This window comes from Streptomyces sp. NPDC029122 (assembly GCF_055569445.1).
Genome location: NZ_JBVHWK010000003.1, coordinates 195,264 through 214,206 on the forward strand (window position 1 = coordinate 195,264; position 18,943 = coordinate 214,206).

Below are 18,943 nucleotides of genomic sequence, written 5' to 3' on the forward strand. Positions count from 1 at the left end.
GCGCACAACCGTCACCCCCCTTCGTGTGTCGTGCATAGCGGCGGACTGTGGGCACAATTGGCATGGCTTCGCAGACTGGCCGACAGCGCGCAACGGATGGGGAGGCAGGGACGACGGTGGCGGAACGTAGCACGGCTGCCGTCGACGTGGCCGACAACAGCGGCGAGCAGCCGCTGGCCGCAGATGCGGCCAAGGCCACGGCCGACGGGGTGGACGCCCAGAACGGAAAAGCCTCGGACGGACCCATGCCCGAGAAGGACGGCGAACGCAGAAGCGCGGCGCCCACGGCCGCGCCGGAACTCCACAGCGGGCACAAGCTCGCGCGGCGCTACCGGCTGGAGGAGTGCGTCACCCGTTTGGACGGGTTCAGCAGCTGGCGGGCCATGGACGAGAAGCTGCGCCGCGCGGTGGGCGTCCACCTGCTGCCCGCCGACCACCCCCGGGCCCGCAGCGTCCTGGCCGCCGCCCGCTCCTCCGCCCTGCTCGGTGACCCCCGCTTCGTCCAGGTCCTCGACGCCGTGGAGGAGAACGACCTCGTCTACGTCGTCCACGAGTGGCTGCCCGACGCCACCGAACTGACCTCCGTCCTCGCCGACGGCACCCTCGAACCCCACGAGGCGTACCAGCTGGTCAGCCAGGTCTCCCAGGCCATGGCCGCCGCCCACCGCGAGGGCCTGGCCCACCTGCGCCTGACGCCCAGCGCGATACTGCGCACCTCCTCGGGCCAGTACCGCATCCGCGGCCTCGCCGTGAACGCCGCCCTGCGCGGCATCACGAGCGACACCCCGCAGCGGGCCGACACCGAGGCCATCGGCGCCCTGCTGTACGCCGCCCTCACCCAGCGCTGGCCGTACGAGAACGACGCCTACGGCCTGCGCGGCCTGCCCAAGGGCGTCGGCCTGCTCGCCCCCGACCAGGTCCGGGCCGGCGTTCACCGGGGCCTCGGCGAGCTCGCCATGCGCGCCCTCGCCAACGACGGGGCCACCGCCTCCCGGCAGGAGCCCCCCTGCACCAGCCCGGAGGAGCTGGCCAAGGCCGTCGCCGCGATGCCCCGCATCCGCCCGCCCGAGCCCGTCTTCACCGCGCCCCCGGAGTACCAGCACACCACCTACCAGCAGGGCACCTACGGAAGGCCCGTCTCCGCCGGCCTGCCCTCCACACAGGCGGTCTCCTCCGTCCCCCCGCCGCCGCTGCAGAGCCGCACCGGCCGTGCCCTGAAGTGGGGCGTCGCCGCCCTGCTGATCGTCGCTCTGGGGCTCGGCAGCTGGCAGCTCGCCGACACCCTCCTCCGCGGCAAACCGGACGGCGGTGAGAACACCCAGACCCAGCAGCAGGGCCCCAACGACACGGCGCAGAAGAAGGAGCCCGCTCCGCTCTCCATCAGGGGCGCCAAGGAGTACGCGCCGGACGGCACCCCGCAGAACGCCAACAGCGTCGGCATGACGTACGACGGGGACGGTGCCAGCTACTGGCGGACCAAGAGCTTCTCCGACGGCCCCGAGTTCAAGATCAAGGACGGCGTCGGGATCGTCTACGACCTGGGTTCCGAGCAGGACGTGAGCGAGGCGTCGATAGCGCTGAAGTACCAGGGCGATCGCAACACCCTGGCCCTGTACGCCACCGACGCCCTCAACCCCCAGGGCAAGGTCGGCTCGATGAAGAAGATCGCGGGCACGACCACCAAGAGCAACAACGTGAAGCTGACCGCTGAGAAGCCGGTCAAGACGCGCTACGTCCTCCTGTGGATCACCGCCATGCCCTACGCCCCCGACGAGGACTACAGCAAGGCCGGCTACAAGCAGGGCATCACGGACGTGAAGTTCAAGGGCTGACGCGAGGCAGGGAGGGGGCTCACCGTTGGACGACTCCGCGACCGGCGAGCGCAGCGACCAGGATCTCCTGGCCCTGCACGTCGCGGGCGATCCCGACGCCTTCGGCGAGCTCGTACGGCGCCACCGCGACCGGCTCTGGGCCGTCGCGCTGCGCACGCTCGGCGACCGCGAGGAGGCCGCCGACGCCGTCCAGGACGCCCTGGTCTCCGCCTACCGGGCCGCCCACACCTTCCGGGGCGACTCCGCCGTCACCACCTGGCTGCACCGGATCACCGTCAACGCCTGCCTCGACCGGGCCCGCAAGGCCGCCTCCCGCCGGACCGCGCCCCTCGACGACACGGACCGCCTGGAGCGGCTCCTGGAGCCCCACGAGTCCGCCGAGGCCCCCGCGGAGCGCCAGGACCTCCACCGCCAGCTCCTGGCCGCCCTGGCCACCCTCCCCGCGGAGCAGCGGGCCGCCCTCGTCCTGGTCGACATGCAGGGATACCCCGTCGCCGAAGCCGCCCGCGTCCTCGACGTCCCCACCGGCACCGTGAAGAGCCGGTGCGCCCGCGGCCGGGCCAAACTCCTCCCGATGCTCACTCATCTGCGCGCGAATGCCGGGGATAACAGCACCTCGGAGCGGGGAAGGAACCGGACGCCGGGGACAGCCGTCCCACCTGCGGCAGACCCCAGGAATCCCCAACCGGATCCAGACGCTGTGAAGGGCGGAGGTGGACGACCGTGAGCCCCACGACCGGCACGACCGGCACTGCCGGCACGACCTGGCACCCGGAGGTCTCGGAGATCTCCGACCTCACCGAAGGGCTGCTGCCCCCCTCCCGCACCGCCGAGGTGCGCAGCCATCTCGGCGACTGCGCCCTGTGCGCCGACGTCCTCGCCTCCCTGGAGGAGATCCGGTCCCTCCTCGGCACCCTGCCGGGGCCGCCGCGCATGCCGTCCGCCATCGCCGGCCGGATCGACGCGGCCCTCGCCGCCGAGGCACTCCTCGACTCGACGGCCTCCCGGCCCGAGGCGGCCACCCCCGGCCCGCACCCCGTCGACGATGTTTCACGTGAAACGGCGTCGGCCGCCGCCGGCCGCTCCGGCCGGACCGAGGCGCACCGGCCCACTGGTCACCCGTCCGGCCCAACCGGTCCGGGCCGTCGCCGCGCCCGGCGCCGCATCGCCGTCCTCAGCGGCCTGGCCGGGGCGGCCGCCTGCGCGCTCGGCGTCTTCCTGTTCACCGGCCTGGGCGGTACCGGCTCGCACGACACCGCCACGCGCAACGACACCGCGAGGGCCTCCGCAGGCGCCTCCACTCCCGGTCAGTACACGGCTCAGGGACTCCGCCAGAGCGTTCGGCAGCTTCTCGCCGGGGAAGCCGCGGCAAATGCCCCGAAGACCGCGCCGGGCGAGACCAACAGGTCCCTGGGGATGCAAGACACCTCCCCCGGCCTGGCCCCCGACGACCGGCTGGCCTCGCCGCAGTCCGAGCCGGACCGGACACCGGTCCCGCCCTGCGTCCAGCGGGGAACCGGCCGAACCGATGCCCCGGTCGCCGCTGAACGCGGCAGTTACCAGGGCACTCCCGTCTACCTCGTCGTACTGCCCCACCCGGGCGACCCCGCCCGGGTGGACGCCTACCTCGTGCCCGCGGGCTGCGCGGACAATGCGGCGCCGACCCCGGACAAGCCCCTGCTGACCAGCACCTATCCCCGCAACTGACGGGCTCGCGGGGTGGTGACCCGCGCGTTGGGGGACTGGAGGGGACAAGCGGGGAATGTGCGCGCCGTAGGATCCGTTGGGTGGGGTGAGAGTCCGCACCGGCCCCCGGTAGGCAGCACGAAGTCCGCAGAGACGAGGAAAGAACCCGTGAGCGACGTACGAAACGTGATCATCATCGGCTCCGGGCCGGCCGGTTACACGGCCGCCCTGTACACCGCACGCGCTTCGCTCAACCCCCTGGTCTTCGAAGGTGCCGTCACCGCCGGCGGCGCACTCATGAACACCACCGAGGTCGAGAACTTCCCCGGCTTCCGGGACGGAATCATGGGTCCGGACCTCATGGACAACATGCGCGACCAGGCCGAGCGCTTCGGTGCCGAACTCGTCCCGGACGACGTCGTCGCCGTGGACCTGACCGGTGAGATCAAGACCGTCACGGACACCGCCGGCACGGTGCACCGCGCCAAGGCCGTCATCGTCACCACCGGTTCCCAGCACCGCAAGCTCGGCCTGCCCAATGAGGACGCCCTCTCCGGACGCGGTGTCTCCTGGTGCGCCACCTGCGACGGGTTCTTCTTCAAGGACCAGGACATCGCCGTCGTCGGCGGCGGTGACACCGCGATGGAGGAGGCCACCTTCCTCTCCCGGTTCGCCAAGTCCGTCACGATCGTCCACCGCCGTGACAGCCTGCGCGCCTCCAAGACCATGCAGGACCGTGCCTTCGCCGACCCGAAGATCAGGTTCGCCTGGGACAGCGAGGTCGCCGAGATCCACGGCGAGCAGAAGCTCTCCGGCCTCACCCTGCGCAACACCAAGACCGGTGAGACGTCCGAGCTGCCCGTGACCGGCCTGTTCATCGCTGTCGGACACGACCCGCGCACCGAGCTGTTCACCGGCCAGCTCGACCTGGACGACGAGGGCTACCTCAAGGTCGACGCCCCCTCGACGCGCACCAACATCACCGGAGTCTTCGGCGCCGGCGACGTCGTGGACCACACCTACCGTCAGGCGATCACCGCGGCCGGCACCGGCTGCTCCGCCGCCCTCGACGCGGAGCGCTTCCTCGCTGCCCTCGCGGACGCCGAACCGGCGACCGCGACCGTCTGAGCCCGCTCCGTCCCCACACCCCACACCCCGTAGAAGAGAAGGAGGCCGCTGTGGCCGGCACCCTCAAGAACGTGACCGACGCGGACTTCGACGAAGTCGTCCTGCGCAGCGACAAGCCCGTGCTGGTCGACTTCTGGGCCGAATGGTGCGGCCCGTGCCGCCAGATCGCGCCTTCGCTGGAGGCCATCGCCGCCGAGCACGGCGAGGAGATCGAGATCGTCAAGCTCAACATCGACCAGAACCCGGCCACGGCTGCCCGGTACGGCGTCATGTCCATCCCGACGCTGAACGTCTACAAGGGCGGCGAGGTCGCCAAGACCATCGTCGGCGCCAAGCCCAAGGCCGCCATCCTGCGTGACCTCGCGGACTTCATCCAGGCCTGACGGCCCAGAAGATCGTCGGCGGTAGCTGAGGTTTCACGTGAAACGGGGCCGCTCCTTCAGGGAGCGGCCCCGTTCGCATGTCCGCACCCCGCCTGCTCACAGCGGGCGCAGTGCCGGTTCCTTGCGGGTCCGGGCTCCGCCCAACAGCCGGTCCAGGGCCAACTCCACGTCTTCCTTCCACGACAGGGTCGTGCGCAGCTCCAACCTCAGCCGGGGGTGGGCCGGGTGGGGGCGTACGGTCTTGAATCCCACCGACAGCAGATGGTCGGCCGGCAGCAGACAGGCGGGCCGGTCCCAGCGTGCTTCTCCGAACGCCTCGATCGCCTTGAAGCCCCGCCGCAGCAGATCCTTCGCGACCGTCTGGACCATCACCCGCCCCAGGCCCTGGCCCTGATACCCCGGCATGATCCAGCCTGTGATCAGCTGGACGGCATCCGGGGACACCGGGCTCGTCGGGAAGGACGCGGCCCTCGGCACATAGGCGGGCGGGGCGTACAGCACGAACCCCACCGGGACCTCGTCCACATAGACCACCCGGCCACAGGATCCCCAGTCCAGGAGGACGGCGGAGATCCAGGCCTCCTTCTCCAGCTCCGGAGTGCCCGCCTTCACGGCGGCCTCGCCGGTGACGGGATCCAGCTCCCAGAACACGCAGCTCCGGCAACGCCTGGGCAGGTCCTGGACGTTGTCCAGCGTGAGCGGTACCAGCCGACGACCCATGACCACATCGTAAGCACTGCCCCCTGCTTCTTCGAGTGTGGACATCTCGAAGAAGCAGGGGGCAGCGAGGGGCACGAGCCGGGTACTACTCCCCGGAGAGGCCCTGTTCGAGGACGCGGCCCTCACCCGGTGCCAGGGTTCCCAGGATCCGCTCCAGATCCTCCATCGAGGCGAACTCGACGGTGATCTTGCCCTTCTTCTGGCCGAGGTCCACCTTCACGCGGGTCTCGAACCGGTCTGACAGACGCGTCGCCAGCTCGCTCAGCGCCGGAGACAACCGAGTCCCGGCCCGCGGGCCCTTGGGCTTCACGGCGCTCGACGGCTCCGAACCCATCAGCTGCACGATCTCCTCGACCGAACGCACCGACAGGCCCTCGGCCACGATCCGCTGGGCGAGACGGTCCTGCTCCTCCGAGTCCTCCACCGACAGCAGCGCCCGCGCGTGCCCGGCAGACAGCACACCCACGGCCACCCGGCTCTGCACCTTGGGCGAGAGCTTCAGCAGCCGCAGGGTGTTCGAGACCTGCGGACGCGAACGTCCGATCCGGTCCGCCAGCTGGTCGTGCGTGCAGTTGAACTCCCGGAGGAGCTGGTCGTACGCGGCAGCCTCCTCCAAGGGGTTCAGCTGCACCCGGTGCAGGTTCTCCAGAAGGGCGTCCAGCAGGAGCCTGTCGTCGTCCGTCGCCCGGATGATCGCGGGGATGCGATCCAATCCGGCCTGACCGCATGCCCGGAAACGCCGCTCGCCCATGATCAGCTCATAGCGCCCGGGCTCCGTCTCCCGGACCACCACGGGCTGGAGGAGGCCCACGGTCTGAATGGAGGAGACCATATCCGCCATGGCCTCCTCGTCCAGCTGCTCCATGTTGCGCGGCTGGCACGGGTTCGGCGAGATCGCATCCAGCGGAAGCGCCGCGAACCTCGCCCCCGGCACTCCCTCGACCGTCGGCTGCGGAGCCTCCTCCTCGACCGGGAGCGGTGTTTCACGTGAAACATCCGCCTGCACCAGCGCGGCGAGCTTCGCCGCGGCGATCCCCCGCTCCGACGGCAGCACCGGCACCGCCGACGGAGACGTCGACCCCGCGCCCATCACCGGCTCCTGAGGAGCGGCCGGGATCAGCGCGCCGAGCCCCCGCCCCAGGCCCCTACGTCGCTCGCTCACTGGATCCCCTCCGCCACACTCTGCGTGCTGTTCATGCCCGCGCCCACATGGGCGTGCTGGGCGTCGTAATGGATTCCGGCTCCCCGCAGCGCGATCTCCCGCGCCGCCTCCAGGTAGGAAAGGGCACCGCTGGAACCCGGGTCGTACGTGAGCACCGTCTGCCCGTAGCTCGGAGCCTCCGAGATCCGCACCGACCGCGGGATGCTCGTGCGCAGCACCTCCTTGCCGAAGTGGGTGCGCACCTCGTCCGCCACCTGCGAGGCCAGTCGCGTCCTGCCGTCGTACATCGTCAGCAGGATCGTCGACACGTGCAGGGCCGGGTTCAGGTGGGCCCTCACCAGGTCGACATTGCGCAGCAGCTGTCCCAGGCCCTCCAGCGCGTAGTACTCGCACTGGATCGGGATCAGCACCTCCGCCCCGGCCACCATGGCGTTCACCGTCAGCAGGCCCAGGGAGGGCGGGCAGTCGATGAGGATGTAGTCGAGGGGCTGCTCGTACGCCTGGATCGCCCGCTGGAGCCGGCTCTCACGGGCCACCAGAGACACCAGCTCGATCTCCGCGCCCGCGAGGTCGATCGTGGCGGGGGCACAGAACAGCCCCTCCACGTCCACCACCGGCTGGACGACCTCCAGCAGGGGCCGGCTGTCCACGAGCACGTCGTAGATGGACGGCACCTCCGCGTGGTGGTCGATGCCCAGGGCCGTGGAGGCGTTCCCCTGCGGGTCGAGGTCGATGACCAGGACCCGGGCACCGTGCAGGGCCAGCGAGGCCGCCAGGTTCACGGTCGTCGTGGTCTTGCCGACGCCGCCCTTCTGGTTGGCCACGACCATGATCCGGGTCTGCGCCGGCCGCGGGAGGGCGGCACCGGTGCGCCCGATGGCCTCGATCGCCTGCTGGGCGGCACGGCCGATCGGGGTGTCCTCGATGTCGTCGTTGTCCACGAGGGACGGGGAGGACGTGTCTCCCCCGGCTACCGCTGGGGGTGCTCCCATTGGAACGCCCTCACCGGGCGATTCAGAGCGGGGACCGGGGACCGGATCGGCCATCGGCCCCGCGAGGTTGGCGTCGGACCGCACGGTGTCACTCTCCTCGGCAGCGGGCTCGCGATGAACAGAGCCTGCCATGCCACCCGGGTCGCGAACCAGCGGGGCCCGTTCTCCTGTGGATGAATCCACCGTTGTGGACAACTCCGTCACCCCCGCGTCCTTACGGTCGCGGGGGGCCGCAGCAGCACGGCCGCGGCTGATGATTCCGTGCAGCAGAGAGCGACGTTTCACGTGAAACACGATGCCCGGACGGAGTCTTCAGCCCGCTACGACACTCCGAAATCCATACCTATAGGGCCCAACCCGCCCCGAACGACACCATCGGCGGCGCGGGTCACCGACGCCTGCGCGTCCGCCCCACCCGCGCGGCCTTAGCCCGCTTGGCCGCGAACCTCACTCCTCCGGGGCTTTCTCCGACCTCCACCCGGACCACCGTGGACAGGGGGTCGACGACGCCCTCGCCCACGTGGAGCACCGAGGTCTTCACCACACCGAGCTTGGTCAGCGCGACCTTCGCCGCGACCAGCTCCTCCTCGGCGGTGTCGCCCTTAAGCGCCAGCATCTCCCCGTAGGGACGCAGCAGGGGCACGCCCCATCCCGCGAGCCGGTCCAGCGGGGCCACGGCACGGGCCGTCACCACGTGCACCGGCTGGAGCTTGCCGAGCATTTCCTCGGCCCGGCCGCGCACCACGGTGACGTGATCCAGCCCGAGCAGCTCCACGACCTCCTGGAGGAAGGTCGTCCGGCGCAGCAGGGGTTCCAGCAGAGTGATCTTCAGGTCCCGCCGCACCAGGGCGAGCGGGATACCGGGCAGGCCGGCACCCGAGCCCACGTCGCACACCGTGACGCCCTCGGGCACCACCTCGGACAGCACCGCGCAGTTCAGCAGGTGCCGCTCCCACAGCCGGGGAACCTCACGCGGCCCGATCAGGCCCCGCTTGACCCCCGCGTCCGCCAGCAGCTCCGCGTACCGCACAGCTTCCGGGAAAAACTCACCGAACACCGCGCGCGCCTGTTCGGGCGCCGGGGGCGCCTCTTCAGGCGCTGCGGGAAGCTCCGCTGCCTCCGTCACGGGGACCGTCCTTCCGTACAGAACCGCTCACGCCAGAACCGTGTCGTTCAACCGTGTCGTTCAACTGCCAGGCTTACAAACTTCGGCCCCGCCTGCGACACAGGCGGGGCCGACGCACAACATTCCGGTCAGGCCGGGAGCACAACGACGAAGCGCTGCGGCTCCTCGCCCTCGGACTCGCTCTTCAGACCGGCGGCCGCCACGGCGTCGTGGACGACCTTGCGTTCGAAGGGGGTCATCGGGGCCAGCTTCAGCGGCTCGCCCGAGGCCTTCACGTCCGCGGCGGCCTGGGCGCCCAGCGCCGCCAGCTCCTCGCGCTTCTTCGCCCGGAAGCCCGCGATGTCCAGCATCAGCCGGCTGCGGTCGCCGGTCTCCCGGTGCACGGCGAGGCGGGTCAGCTCCTGGAGGGCCTCCAGGACCTCGCCCTCGCGGCCCACGAGCTTCAGCAGGTCACGGCTGGAGGAGTCGCTGACGATCGACACCGCGGCGCGGTCGGCCTCGACGTCCATGTCGATGTCGCCGTCCAGGTCGGCGATGTCCAGCAGACCCTCAAGGTAGTCGGCCGCGATCTCGCCCTCCTGCTCGAGGCGGGTCAGGGTGTCGCCACTCTCAGCGGCGGCGGTGGTGGTGCCTTCCGTCACGGGAGGGACTCCTTCTACTTCTTGGAGGGCTTGCTGGGGGGCGTCTGACGCTTCGACTTCGACTGCCGCTTCGGCTGCTGCCGCTTGGTGGCGACACCGCCGCTCGCCGCGTCCGAGTCGGCCGTGGCCTCAGAACTCTTGATGACGGAACCGTCCGGCTGCGCGGCCATGCCCTGCTTCGTCAGCGCGGTGATGAACTTCCGCTCGTTGTCGTTGCGGTCCGGTCCCTTGGCCACGATCGCCGCCACGACCTTCTTCTTGCCCCGGCCCTTGACGTTGCCGTGGGTGCTGACGTGCTTCAGCAGACGGGTCAGGTACTGGTCCTGGGCCTTGCTGCCCGGCGTCGGGTTCTGGTTGATCACGTACATCTGCTGGCCCATGGTCCACACGTTGGTGGTCAGCCAGTAGACGAGGACACCGACGGGGAAGTTGATGCCCATCACGGCGAAGATCACCGGGAAGATGTACATGAGCATCTTCTGCTGCTGCATGAAGGGCGTCTTGACCGAGAGGTCGACGTTCTTCTGCATCAGCTGGCGCTGCGTGTAGAACTGCGACAGCGACATCAGGATGATCATGATGGCGGTCACGATGCGCACGTCGGTGATCGAGGCGTCCAGGCCCGCGACCTTGTCGGCGGAGTCCGTGAACTTCGCGGCCAGCGGGGCACCGAAGATGTGGGCCTGCCGCGCGCTCTCCAGCAGCGACTGGTTGATGACACCGACGGTCTTGCCGTTCGCGATGCTCGCGAGCACGTGGTAGAGCGCGAAGAAGAACGGGGACTGCGCCAGGATGGGAAGGCACGAGGAGAGCGGGTTGGTACCCGTCTCCTTGTACAGCTTCATCATCTCTTCGGACTGACGCTGCTTGTCGTTCTTGTAGCGATCCTGGATCGCCTTCATCTTCGGCTGGAGCGCCTGCATGCCACGCGTCGCCTTGATCTGCTTCACGAAGAGCGGGATCAGGCAGATACGGATCAGGACCACCAGGGACACGATGGACAGGCCCCAGGCCCATCCACTGTCCGCACCGAAGACCGCCCCGTACAGCTTGTGGAACTGGACGATGATCCACGACACGGGTGTGGTGATAAAGCTGAACAGACTGGCAATCGTGTCCACTAATCAGGCTCCTTGAGCATTGCGAGATCTACGCAACGCACTGCGCAGCTGCTCGTGCCAACGCGGGCGTTTCCGGGGTGGGACATGATCCACACCGCCCGGGGACCACGGATTGCACCGCAGGATCCGCCAGGCGGTCAGAGCCGTCCCCTTCACCGCACCATGCCGGTCGATGGCCGTGAACCCGTAGTGCGAACACGACGGGTAATAGCGGCACACCGGCCCGAGCAGCGGACTGATCGTCCACTGGTACAGCTTGATCAAAGCGAGCAGCGGGTACTTCATCGAGCCACGCCTCCCAGCAGCCGCGCCAAGGCGGCGTCCAGGTCGCGGGCCAGCTCGTCGACGCCGGCGTCAGCGGCTCCGGGCAGGGCCCGCACCACCACCAGGCTACCGGCGGGCAGCTGAGCCAGCCGATCACGCATGAGATGGCGGAGCCGGCGCTTGACCCGGTTGCGGACGACGGCGATGCCGACAGCCTTGCTGACGACGAAACCCGCACGCGGCGAGGGATCTGCATCCCCCGGCTCGTGCGGGTCCGTGGCACCGCTTGTACGTAGGTGGACGACGAGGAACGGGCGACCGGCCCGGCGTCCTCGACGCACCGCGCTCGCGAAGTCCTCGCGCCGCCTCAGCCGATTTTCGGGAGACAGCACGACGTCACGACCTGCGCGTTGTTACGCGGAAAGGGCGGCGCGGCCCTTGCTGCGACGGTTCGCGAGGATCGCGCGACCGGCACGGGTACGCATCCGCAGGCGGAAGCCGTGGGTCTTGGCACGACGGCGGTTGTTCGGCTGGAAGGTGCGCTTGCTCACTCGGGGGCTCCAGAGAATGAATCGTTGTGGCGGTACATCGCCTGGCTGTCACCGTGCGCCCACGAGGAACTCGCGTGTTCGCCCGAGTGGACACCGCTAAACGATCACAAAGCGTGATCTTCGCCCATCGGTAGGCAGGCGGCAGCAGCCATCGACAACTCGACCTCGTTACGGTACGCGCGGCTACGCCATCCGGTCAAACCGAGCGGCCCTGCCCCACACTGTGCACAGGCTGTGGACAACGACTTGAACCCTAGCCACCGGCCTGACTACCGTTGACTGATCCCGGATTTTTTGTCCCGACCGTCCCAAAGAACCACACATTCGTGGGACGGGACCTGTGAGAGAGCGTGCCCTGTGGCTGACGTACCTGCCGATCTTGCCGCAGTGTGGCCACGCGTGCTCGAGAAGCTGCTCGGGGAGGGCCAGCAGGGGATCGAGCCCAAGGACAAGCAGTGGGTGGAACGATGCCAGCCGCTGGCCCTGGTCGCCGACACCGCCCTGCTCGCCGTCCCCAACGAATGGGGCAAGCGCGTCCTCGAGGGCCGGCTCGCCCCCCTCATCAGCGACGCCCTGAGCCGCGAGTGCGGCCGCCCGATCCGCATCGCCATCACGGTCGACGACTCCGCGGGCGAGCCCGCCCCGCCCGCCTCCTCCCCGCGCGAGGGCTACGAGCCGTACGGCGGCCAGCGCCCCGGCGCCGGCCCCGGCGAGGACCAGCTGCCCGCCGCCCGCCCCGCCTACCCGGACTACCAGCAGCCGCGCCAGGAGCCCGGCTCCTGGCCCCGCGGCGGCCAGGACGAGTACGGCTGGCAGCAGCAGCGCCTGGGCGGCTTCCCCGAGCGCGACCCGTACGCCTCCCCGCAGCCCGGCTACCTCCAGCAGCCCGACCAGGGCGGCTACGACCAGGGCGGCTACGAGGGGCAGAAGTACGAATCACAGAAGTACGAGCCCCAGGGCTACGAGCAGCAGTACGAGCAGTCTCCCCCGCGCTCCGCGCCCGGCCGCCCCACCCCCGCGCCGCCGCCGTCGGCGCCCTCCGGCGGCTCCACCTCGGGCCCGCTGGAGCCGACCGCCCGGCTGAACCCGAAGTACCTCTTCGACACCTTCGTCATCGGCGCCTCCAACCGCTTCGCGCACGCCGCCGCGGTGGCCGTCGCCGAGGCGCCGGCCAAGGCGTACAACCCGCTCTTCATCTACGGGGAGTCGGGCCTCGGCAAGACGCACCTGCTGCACGCCATCGGGCACTACGCGCGGAGCCTCTACCCCGGCACCCGCGTGCGGTACGTGAGTTCGGAGGAGTTCACCAACGAGTTCATCAACTCCATCCGCGACGGCAAGGGCGACGCCTTCCGCAAGCGGTACCGCGAGATGGACATCCTGCTCGTCGACGACATCCAGTTCCTCGCGAGCAAGGAGTCGACCCAGGAGGAGTTCTTCCACACCTTCAACACGCTCCACAACGCCAACAAGCAGATCGTCCTGTCCTCGGACCGGCCGCCCAAGCAGCTCGTCACCCTGGAGGACAGGCTCCGCAACCGCTTCGAGTGGGGCCTGATCACGGACGTCCAGCCGCCCGAGCTGGAGACCCGGATCGCGATCCTGCGCAAGAAGGCCGTCCAGGAGCAGCTCAACGCCCCGCCGGAGGTACTGGAGTTCATCGCCTCCCGCATCTCGCGCAACATCCGCGAGCTGGAGGGGGCGCTGATCCGCGTCACCGCCTTCGCGAGCCTCAACCGGCAGCCGGTGGACCTCGGGCTCACGGAGGACGTCCTCAAGAACCTGATCCCGGGCGGCGAGGACAGCGCACCGGAGATCACCGCCTCCGACATCATGGCGGCCACCGCCGACTACTTCGGGCTGACCGTGGACGACCTGTGCGGGTCCTCGCGCAGCCGCGTCCTGGTCACCGCCCGGCAGATCGCCATGTACCTGTGCAGGGAGCTGACCGACCTGTCGCTGCCCAAGATCGGGGCCCAGTTCGGCGGCAGGGACCACACCACCGTCATGCACGCGGACCGCAAGATCCGCGCCCTGATGGCGGAACGGCGCTCCATCTACAACCAGGTCACGGAGCTCACGAACCGCATCAAGAACGGCTGACGCGGGCCCCCCGGGGGCCTGCTGGCGGCCCCTCACACCTCAAGACAGGGCGCTTCCGGCTCGAACCGGGGCGCCCTTCTTCGTCCGTGCGCCCTTGCTCTGTTCGAATGCGCCCCCAGGAGGGACCGTCATCCACAGATTCCCCGGTTTTCTTCCGTCCACAGCCTGAGGACAGCCACCGTCACCCACAATCTGTCCACAGGGCTGCGGCTTGAGACCCCATCAGGGCAGGTCAGATGCCTGTGGAATTGTGAGCAAGCGTCATCCACAGCCTGTGGACAGAAAAACCGTCCACAGGCTCATCCACTCCTCCGTCCACCGCCGACCCACAGGTTCCCGCATCCTGTGCACAGGTTCCCGGCGGTTCTCCACACCGTTGTCCACTGTTCGGCAACGCCACACCCCAGCTCACCGCCCCGAGTGAAAGCGGTCACACGGATGTCGACGTTTGCTCTGTGGACTTCTGGGGAAAAGCTGGGGACACACCTGTGGAGTAGTGGGGGTCTCCTGGGGACGGCCTGTGCAGAACTTTCTGTTCTCCACAGAGACACCGGGTTGTCCACCGGTCCCACCCACAGGGTGTGGGGATAAAAAACCCGGGTTGACCTGCGAGAACGGGCTTATCCACCGTTTCCACAGGCCCTACTACTACCCCCATGGAGAGTTAGGCCGGTTTCGGTTTTCAAGCAGGGCCTGTGCACAACTCGCCGGTCGGCCGCCCCGCCTCCTCGCTCCCGACTTGACCGCCAGCCGCGACGACTGTCGGCGCCGTACGTCAGACTGGTCCCCGGCATCGGTCGAGGCATCGACGAGCCGACGACGAAGGCCGGCAAGACGAGCGAGCAACAGCAGGAGGCGGTTCCGGTGAAGATCCGGGTGGAGCGCGACGTACTCGCGGAGGCGGTGGCCTGGGCTGCACGCAGCCTCCCGGCCCGGCCGCCGGTGCCCGTACTCGCGGGCCTGCTGCTGAAGGCCGAGGACGGCACCCTGTCCCTCTCCGGCTTCGACTACGAGGTCTCGGCCCGCGTCTCCGTCGAGGCGGACGTGGAGGAGGACGGCACCGTCCTCGTCTCCGGCCGGCTGCTCGCCGACATCTGCCGCGCCCTCCCCAACCGCCCGGTGGAGATTTCCACAGACGGTGTACGGGCGACCGTGGTCTGCGGCTCCTCCCGGTTCACACTCCACACCCTGCCTGTGGAGGAGTACCCGGCGCTGCCGCAGATGCCGACCGCGACCGGCACCGTGCCCGGCGAGGTCTTCGCCTCCGCCGCCGCCCAGGTGGCCATCGCCGCCGGCCGCGACGACACGCTGCCCGTGCTCACCGGTGTCCGCATCGAGATCGAGGGCGACCGCGTCACCCTGGCCTCCACCGACCGCTACCGCTTCGCGGTCCGCGAGTTCCTGTGGAAGCCGGAGAACCCGGACGCCTCGGCCGTGGCCCTGGTCCCCGCCAAGACCCTCCTCGACACCGCCAAGTCCCTCACCAGCGGTGACACCGTCACCCTGGCGCTCTCCGGCTCCGGCCAGGGCGAGGGCCTCATCGGCTTCGAGGGCGCTGGCCGCCGCACCACGACCCGCCTGCTCGAGGGCGACCTGCCGAAGTACCGCACCCTCTTCCCGACGGAGTTCAACTCCGTCGCCGTGATCGAGACCGCGCCCTTCGTCGAGGCCGTCAAGCGCGTGGCCCTGGTCGCCGAGCGCAACACCCCGGTCCGCCTCAGCTTCGAGCAGGGCGTGCTGATCCTGGAGGCCGGTTCCAGCGACGATGCACAGGCTGTGGAGCGCGTCGACGCGAACCTCGAGGGCGACGACATCTCGATCGCCTTCAACCCGACCTTCCTGCTGGACGGCCTGAGCGCGATCGACTCGCCCGCCGCCCAGCTCAGCTTCACCACGTCGACCAAGCCCGCCCTGCTCAGCGGCCGGCCCGCGGTGGACGCGGAGGCCGACGAGGCCTACAAGTACCTGATCATGCCGGTCCGTCTCTCCGGCTGACCGCTCCGCCGTACGCCGGCACCGGGCCCGGTCTCGCAGCCGCGAGTGCCGGGCCCGGTGCCGTCCGGAGCGGCCCGTCGCCACGGCCCGGCGTAGGCTCGGATCCGGCGGGCGGCCCGGAAAGGCCACCGGAGACCACCGGTGCCGGGGAAGCCCCTGTACAGACGGCCCCAACGCTTAAGGAACCCACCTGATGGAGCTCGGTCTCGTCGGTCTCGGCAAGATGGGCGGCAACATGCGCGAGCGCATTCGCCGCGCAGGCCACACCGTCATCGGATACGACCGCAACCCGGACCTCGCCGATGTCCACAGCCTGCGGGAGCTTGTGGACGGCCTGCAGGCCCCCCGCGTCGTGTGGGTGATGGTCCCGGCAGGAGCGGCGACGCAGTCCACCGTCGACGAGCTGGCCGAGCTGCTCTCCCCCGGCGACATCGTCGTGGACGGCGGCAACTCGCGCTGGACCGACGACGAGAAGCACGCCGAGGAGCTGAAGGCCAAGGGCATCGGCTTCGTCGACTGCGGCGTCTCCGGTGGCGTCTGGGGCCTGGAGAACGGCTACGCGCTGATGTACGGCGGCGACGAGAAGCATGTCGCCGCGGTCCAGCCGATCTTCGACGCCCTCAAGCCCGAGGGTGACTTCGGCGCCGTGCACGCCGGCAAGGTCGGCGCCGGCCACTTCGCGAAGATGGTCCACAACGGCATCGAGTACGCCATGATGCAGGCCTACGCCGAGGGCTGGGAGCTCCTGGAGAAGGTCGACTCGGTCACCGACGTCCGCGAGGTGTTCCGGTCCTGGCAGGAGGGCACGGTCATCCGCTCCTGGCTGCTGGACCTCGCCGTCAACGCGCTGGACGAGGACGAGCACCTGGACGGGCTCAAGGGCTTCGCCCAGGACTCGGGCGAGGGCCGCTGGACCGTCGAGGCGGCCATCGACAACGCGGTCCCGCTGCCGGCGATCACCGCCTCGCTGTTCGCCCGGTTCGCGTCCCGCCAGGACGACTCGCCGCAGATGAAGATGATCGCCGCGCTGCGCAACCAGTTCGGCGGCCACGCGGTCGAGAAGAAGTAGCAGCACCCAGCACCACAGAGCACAGCAGCAGGAAGCCGGGGGAGGTCGGCGCCGTATGCATGTTTCGCATCTCTCATTGGCCGACTTCCGCTCGTACGCCCGGGCCGAGGTACCCCTCGCCCCGGGCGTCACGGCTTTCGTGGGCCCCAACGGCCAGGGCAAGACGAACCTGGTCGAGGCCATCGGCTACCTCGCCACCCTGGGCAGCCACCGGGTCTCCTCCGACGCCCCGCTCGTGCGGATGGGCGCCGACCGGGCGATCATCCGGGCCGCCGTCACCCAGGGCGAACGCCAGCAGCTGGTCGAGCTCGAACTGAACCCCGGCCGCGCCAACCGCGCCCGCGTCAACCGCTCCTCGCAGGTCAGGCCCCGCGACGTGCTGGGCATCGTGCGCACCGTGCTGTTCGCCCCGGAGGACCTCGCCCTCGTCAAGGGCGACCCAGGGGAGCGGCGCCGCTTCCTCGACGAGCTCGTGACGGCCCGCTCGCCCCGAATGGCGGCGGTCCGCTCCGACTACGAGCGGGTGCTCAAACAGCGCAACACCCTCCTGAAGTCCGCCGCGATGGCCCGCCGGCACGGCGGCCGCTCCATGGACCTCTCCACCCTCGACGTCTGGGACCAGCACCTCGCACGCGCGGGTGCCGAGCTGCTCGCCCAGCGCCTCGACCTGATCGCCACCCTGCTGCCGCTCGCCGACAAGGCGTACGAGCAGCTCGCGCCCGGCGGCGGCCCGCTCGGGCTCGCGTACAGGTCCTCGGCCGGCGAGCCGGTCGACACCGGCGCGGCGCGGACCCGCGAGGAGCTCTACGAGGTGCTGCTCGGCACCCTGTCCGAGGTCCGCAAGCAGGAGATCGAGCGCGGAGTGACCCTGGCCGGCCCGCACCGCGACGACCTCCTGCTGCGCCTGGGCGAACTGCCCGCGAAGGGGTACGCCAGCCACGGCGAGTCCTGGTCGTACGCCCTGGCCCTGCGCCTGGCCTCGTACGAGCTGCTGCGCTCGGAGGGGGCGGAGCCGGTGCTGATCCTGGACGACGTCTTCGCGGAGCTGGACGCGCGCCGCCGCGAGAGGCTCGCGGAGCTGGTGGCGGGCGGCGAACAGGTGCTGGTGACGGCGGCGGTGGACGATGACGTTCCGGGCGTGCTGACGGGGATGCGCTTCGGGGTGTCCGGCGGTGAGGTGACCCGGCTGTGAACGAGGCGGAGCGGCACGAGCGCAAGAACCCGGAGCCGTCCGGGGTGGACCTGGCCCGCCAGGCCCTCGCGGCCGCGCGCGAGCAGGCCCGCGCGCGGGGCAACGCGGTGAGCGGGCGGGGACGCCGGCAGCAGCCGGGGCTGCGCTCGGGCGCTCGGGCCGACGGCCGGGACCCGATGCCGCTGATGGCGGCGCTGGACCGGCTGCGCACGGAGCGGGGCTGGGAGATGCCCATCGCCGTGGCCGGGGTGATGGAGCGCTGGTCGGAGATCGTCGGCCCGGAGATCGCCGCGCACTGTGAACCGGAGCGCTACGAGGAGCGTGAACTCCTCGTACGGTGCGATTCCTCGGCCTGGGCCGCGCAGCTGAAGCTGCTGGCCCCGCAGCTGGTGGCGCGGCTGAACGCGGACCTCGGCCAGGGGACGGTCCGGCTGATCAAGGTGCAGGGCCCCGGCGGCCGTCCCAAGCGGTACGGGCCGTGGCGCGCCCCGGGCAGCAGCGGGCCGGGCGACACCTACGGCTGAGCGGGCCCGCGCCCTGCCGCCGCCCGTACCGCCCGGCCGCCGCGGCCGGGCGGTACGGGCCCGAGGCGGTTCCGGCCGGCGCCGCCGGGCCCGCGTACGCCCGTACGTCTGGCTTGCCGGGGGCTTGCGCGGGGCCCCGCGCAACCCTCTCGGCGACCTGGCGGAGCCCTGTGCGACGGCCCCGGCGGAGCCTCCCGGCGGGGGCGGCGCGGGTGGTGTCCCTCACGGTAGTGGAAGGTTGACAGCCCGAAGCGCTGGATGCCCGTGTGAGCCTCTTTGAGCCCCTGCCCGGATATGGGGAGTCGGAAGGTGGAGGTTCAGGGCGGCACATGCGGACTCAGGTACCGGCAAACCCCCATTCATGTCAGTGGTACCGGTAGACTGGAGTGAATCCCGCCCGTTCGCGGGATCACGCATACAACGCAGATCGACGCGGCCGCTCCGCCGGTGCACC

Annotated in this window: 19 protein-coding genes; 10 read left to right on the forward strand and 9 right to left on the reverse strand. The window is 70.2% G+C overall.

All coding sequences use genetic code 11. The annotated features are described in order from the left end of the window. Positions 1 to 116: 116 nt before the first annotated feature. From ACZ4WZ_RS05470 to trxA, 5 genes are all read left to right on the forward strand, one after another. On the forward strand, positions 117 to 1,832 hold the full coding sequence (locus tag ACZ4WZ_RS05470) for a protein kinase family protein (RefSeq protein WP_467885378.1): 1,716 nt from the start codon (positions 117 to 119) through the stop codon (positions 1,830 to 1,832). A 25-nt stretch (positions 1,833 to 1,857) separates the two neighbouring features. Further along, a complete protein-coding gene (gene sigM / locus ACZ4WZ_RS05475; protein ID WP_467885380.1) occupies positions 1,858 to 2,559 on the forward strand; it encodes an RNA polymerase sigma factor SigM in 702 nt (233 codons plus the stop codon). Then, entirely contained in the window at positions 2,556 to 3,539 is a 984-nt protein-coding gene (locus ACZ4WZ_RS05480; RefSeq protein WP_467885382.1) for an anti-sigma factor family protein, read from the forward strand. Before sigM ends, ACZ4WZ_RS05480 begins: the two co-directional genes overlap by 4 nt. 147 nt (positions 3,540 to 3,686) lie before the next feature. Further along, positions 3,687 to 4,646 carry a thioredoxin-disulfide reductase gene (trxB, locus tag ACZ4WZ_RS05485; protein ID WP_467885385.1) on the forward strand — a complete coding sequence of 320 codons (960 nt, stop codon included), beginning with the start codon at positions 3,687 to 3,689 and terminating at the stop codon, positions 4,644 to 4,646. Positions 4,647 to 4,696: 50 nt separating this feature from the next. After that, on the forward strand, positions 4,697 to 5,029 hold the full coding sequence (gene trxA / locus ACZ4WZ_RS05490; protein WP_467885386.1) for a thioredoxin: 333 nt from the start codon (positions 4,697 to 4,699) through the stop codon (positions 5,027 to 5,029). A 96-nt stretch (positions 5,030 to 5,125) separates the two neighbouring features. On the opposite strand, the gene ACZ4WZ_RS05495 is transcribed toward trxA, so the two are convergent. From ACZ4WZ_RS05495 to rpmH, 9 genes are all read right to left on the reverse strand, one after another. Further along, a complete protein-coding gene (locus tag ACZ4WZ_RS05495) occupies positions 5,126 to 5,749 on the reverse strand; it encodes a GNAT family N-acetyltransferase (RefSeq protein ID WP_467885389.1) in 624 nt (207 codons plus the stop codon). 85 nt (positions 5,750 to 5,834) lie between these two features. Continuing rightward, positions 5,835 to 6,911: a ParB/RepB/Spo0J family partition protein gene (locus ACZ4WZ_RS05500; protein ID WP_467885392.1), complete on the reverse strand. Its 1,077-nt coding sequence runs from the start codon at positions 6,909 to 6,911 to the stop codon at positions 5,835 to 5,837. Further along, positions 6,908 to 8,035: a ParA family protein gene (locus ACZ4WZ_RS05505; RefSeq protein ID WP_467885395.1), complete on the reverse strand. Its 1,128-nt coding sequence runs from the start codon at positions 8,033 to 8,035 to the stop codon at positions 6,908 to 6,910. Before ACZ4WZ_RS05505 ends, ACZ4WZ_RS05500 begins: the two co-directional genes overlap by 4 nt. Positions 8,036 to 8,291: 256 nt before the next feature. Then, positions 8,292 to 9,029, reverse strand: a complete 738-nt coding sequence (gene rsmG / locus ACZ4WZ_RS05510) for a 16S rRNA (guanine(527)-N(7))-methyltransferase RsmG (RefSeq protein ID WP_467885398.1) — start codon at positions 9,027 to 9,029, stop codon at positions 8,292 to 8,294. A gap of 128 nt (positions 9,030 to 9,157) precedes the next feature. Further along, positions 9,158 to 9,670 (reverse strand): Jag family protein, encoded by a 513-nt coding sequence (locus ACZ4WZ_RS05515; protein WP_467885401.1) that lies wholly within the window; start codon positions 9,668 to 9,670, stop codon positions 9,158 to 9,160. A 14-nt stretch (positions 9,671 to 9,684) separates the two neighbouring features. Continuing rightward, positions 9,685 to 10,791: a membrane protein insertase YidC gene (gene yidC / locus ACZ4WZ_RS05520; RefSeq protein WP_467885403.1), complete on the reverse strand. Its 1,107-nt coding sequence runs from the start codon at positions 10,789 to 10,791 to the stop codon at positions 9,685 to 9,687. Positions 10,792 to 10,794: 3 nt separating this feature from the next. After that, the gene (yidD, locus tag ACZ4WZ_RS05525) at positions 10,795 to 11,076 is read right to left on the reverse strand and encodes a membrane protein insertion efficiency factor YidD (protein ID WP_007265231.1); all 282 of its coding nucleotides are present in this window, start codon (positions 11,074 to 11,076) and stop codon (positions 10,795 to 10,797) included. Continuing rightward, a complete protein-coding gene (gene rnpA, locus ACZ4WZ_RS05530) occupies positions 11,073 to 11,447 on the reverse strand; it encodes a ribonuclease P protein component (RefSeq protein WP_467885406.1) in 375 nt (124 codons plus the stop codon). Before rnpA ends, yidD begins: the two co-directional genes overlap by 4 nt. Positions 11,448 to 11,468: 21 nt before the next feature. Further along, entirely contained in the window at positions 11,469 to 11,606 is a 138-nt protein-coding gene (gene rpmH, locus ACZ4WZ_RS05535) for a 50S ribosomal protein L34 (protein ID WP_018547628.1), read from the reverse strand. A 357-nt stretch (positions 11,607 to 11,963) separates the two neighbouring features. Here rpmH and dnaA point away from each other — a divergent pair, with 357 nt between their 5' ends. The 5 genes from dnaA (at position 11,964) to ACZ4WZ_RS05560 (ending at position 18,489) form a co-directional block, all read left to right on the forward strand. Beyond that, positions 11,964 to 13,709 carry a chromosomal replication initiator protein DnaA gene (gene dnaA / locus ACZ4WZ_RS05540; RefSeq protein WP_467885410.1) on the forward strand — a complete coding sequence of 582 codons (1,746 nt, stop codon included), beginning with the start codon at positions 11,964 to 11,966 and terminating at the stop codon, positions 13,707 to 13,709. An 864-nt stretch (positions 13,710 to 14,573) separates the two neighbouring features. Beyond that, positions 14,574 to 15,704, forward strand: coding sequence for a DNA polymerase III subunit beta (gene dnaN, locus ACZ4WZ_RS05545; protein WP_388932817.1), 1,131 nt, complete (start codon positions 14,574 to 14,576; stop codon positions 15,702 to 15,704). Between the two features lie 193 nt (positions 15,705 to 15,897). Then, on the forward strand, positions 15,898 to 16,773 hold the full coding sequence (gnd, locus tag ACZ4WZ_RS05550) for a phosphogluconate dehydrogenase (NAD(+)-dependent, decarboxylating) (RefSeq protein ID WP_388932821.1): 876 nt from the start codon (positions 15,898 to 15,900) through the stop codon (positions 16,771 to 16,773). Between the two features lie 55 nt (positions 16,774 to 16,828). Further along, positions 16,829 to 17,965, forward strand: a complete 1,137-nt coding sequence (recF, locus tag ACZ4WZ_RS05555) for a DNA replication/repair protein RecF (protein WP_467885413.1) — start codon at positions 16,829 to 16,831, stop codon at positions 17,963 to 17,965. Continuing rightward, positions 17,962 to 18,489 carry a DciA family protein gene (locus tag ACZ4WZ_RS05560; protein WP_467885415.1) on the forward strand — a complete coding sequence of 176 codons (528 nt, stop codon included), beginning with the start codon at positions 17,962 to 17,964 and terminating at the stop codon, positions 18,487 to 18,489. Before recF ends, ACZ4WZ_RS05560 begins: the two co-directional genes overlap by 4 nt. The last annotated feature ends 454 nt before the right edge of the window (positions 18,490 to 18,943 follow it).

Bases quoted from the DNA above. Each gene is read 5' to 3' on its own strand.
- recF (WP_467885413.1), top strand. From the start codon at position 16,829: ATGCATGTTTCGCATCTCTCATTGGCCGACTTCCGCTCGTACGCCCGG.
- ACZ4WZ_RS05495 (WP_467885389.1), bottom strand. From the start codon at position 5,749: ATGGGTCGTCGGCTGGTACCGCTCACGCTGGACAACGTCCAGGACCTG.
- ACZ4WZ_RS05505 (WP_467885395.1), bottom strand. From the start codon at position 8,035: ATGGCAGGCTCTGTTCATCGCGAGCCCGCTGCCGAGGAGAGTGACACC.
- yidD (WP_007265231.1), bottom strand. From the start codon at position 11,076: ATGAAGTACCCGCTGCTCGCTTTGATCAAGCTGTACCAGTGGACGATC.
- gnd (WP_388932821.1), top strand. From the start codon at position 15,898: ATGGAGCTCGGTCTCGTCGGTCTCGGCAAGATGGGCGGCAACATGCGC.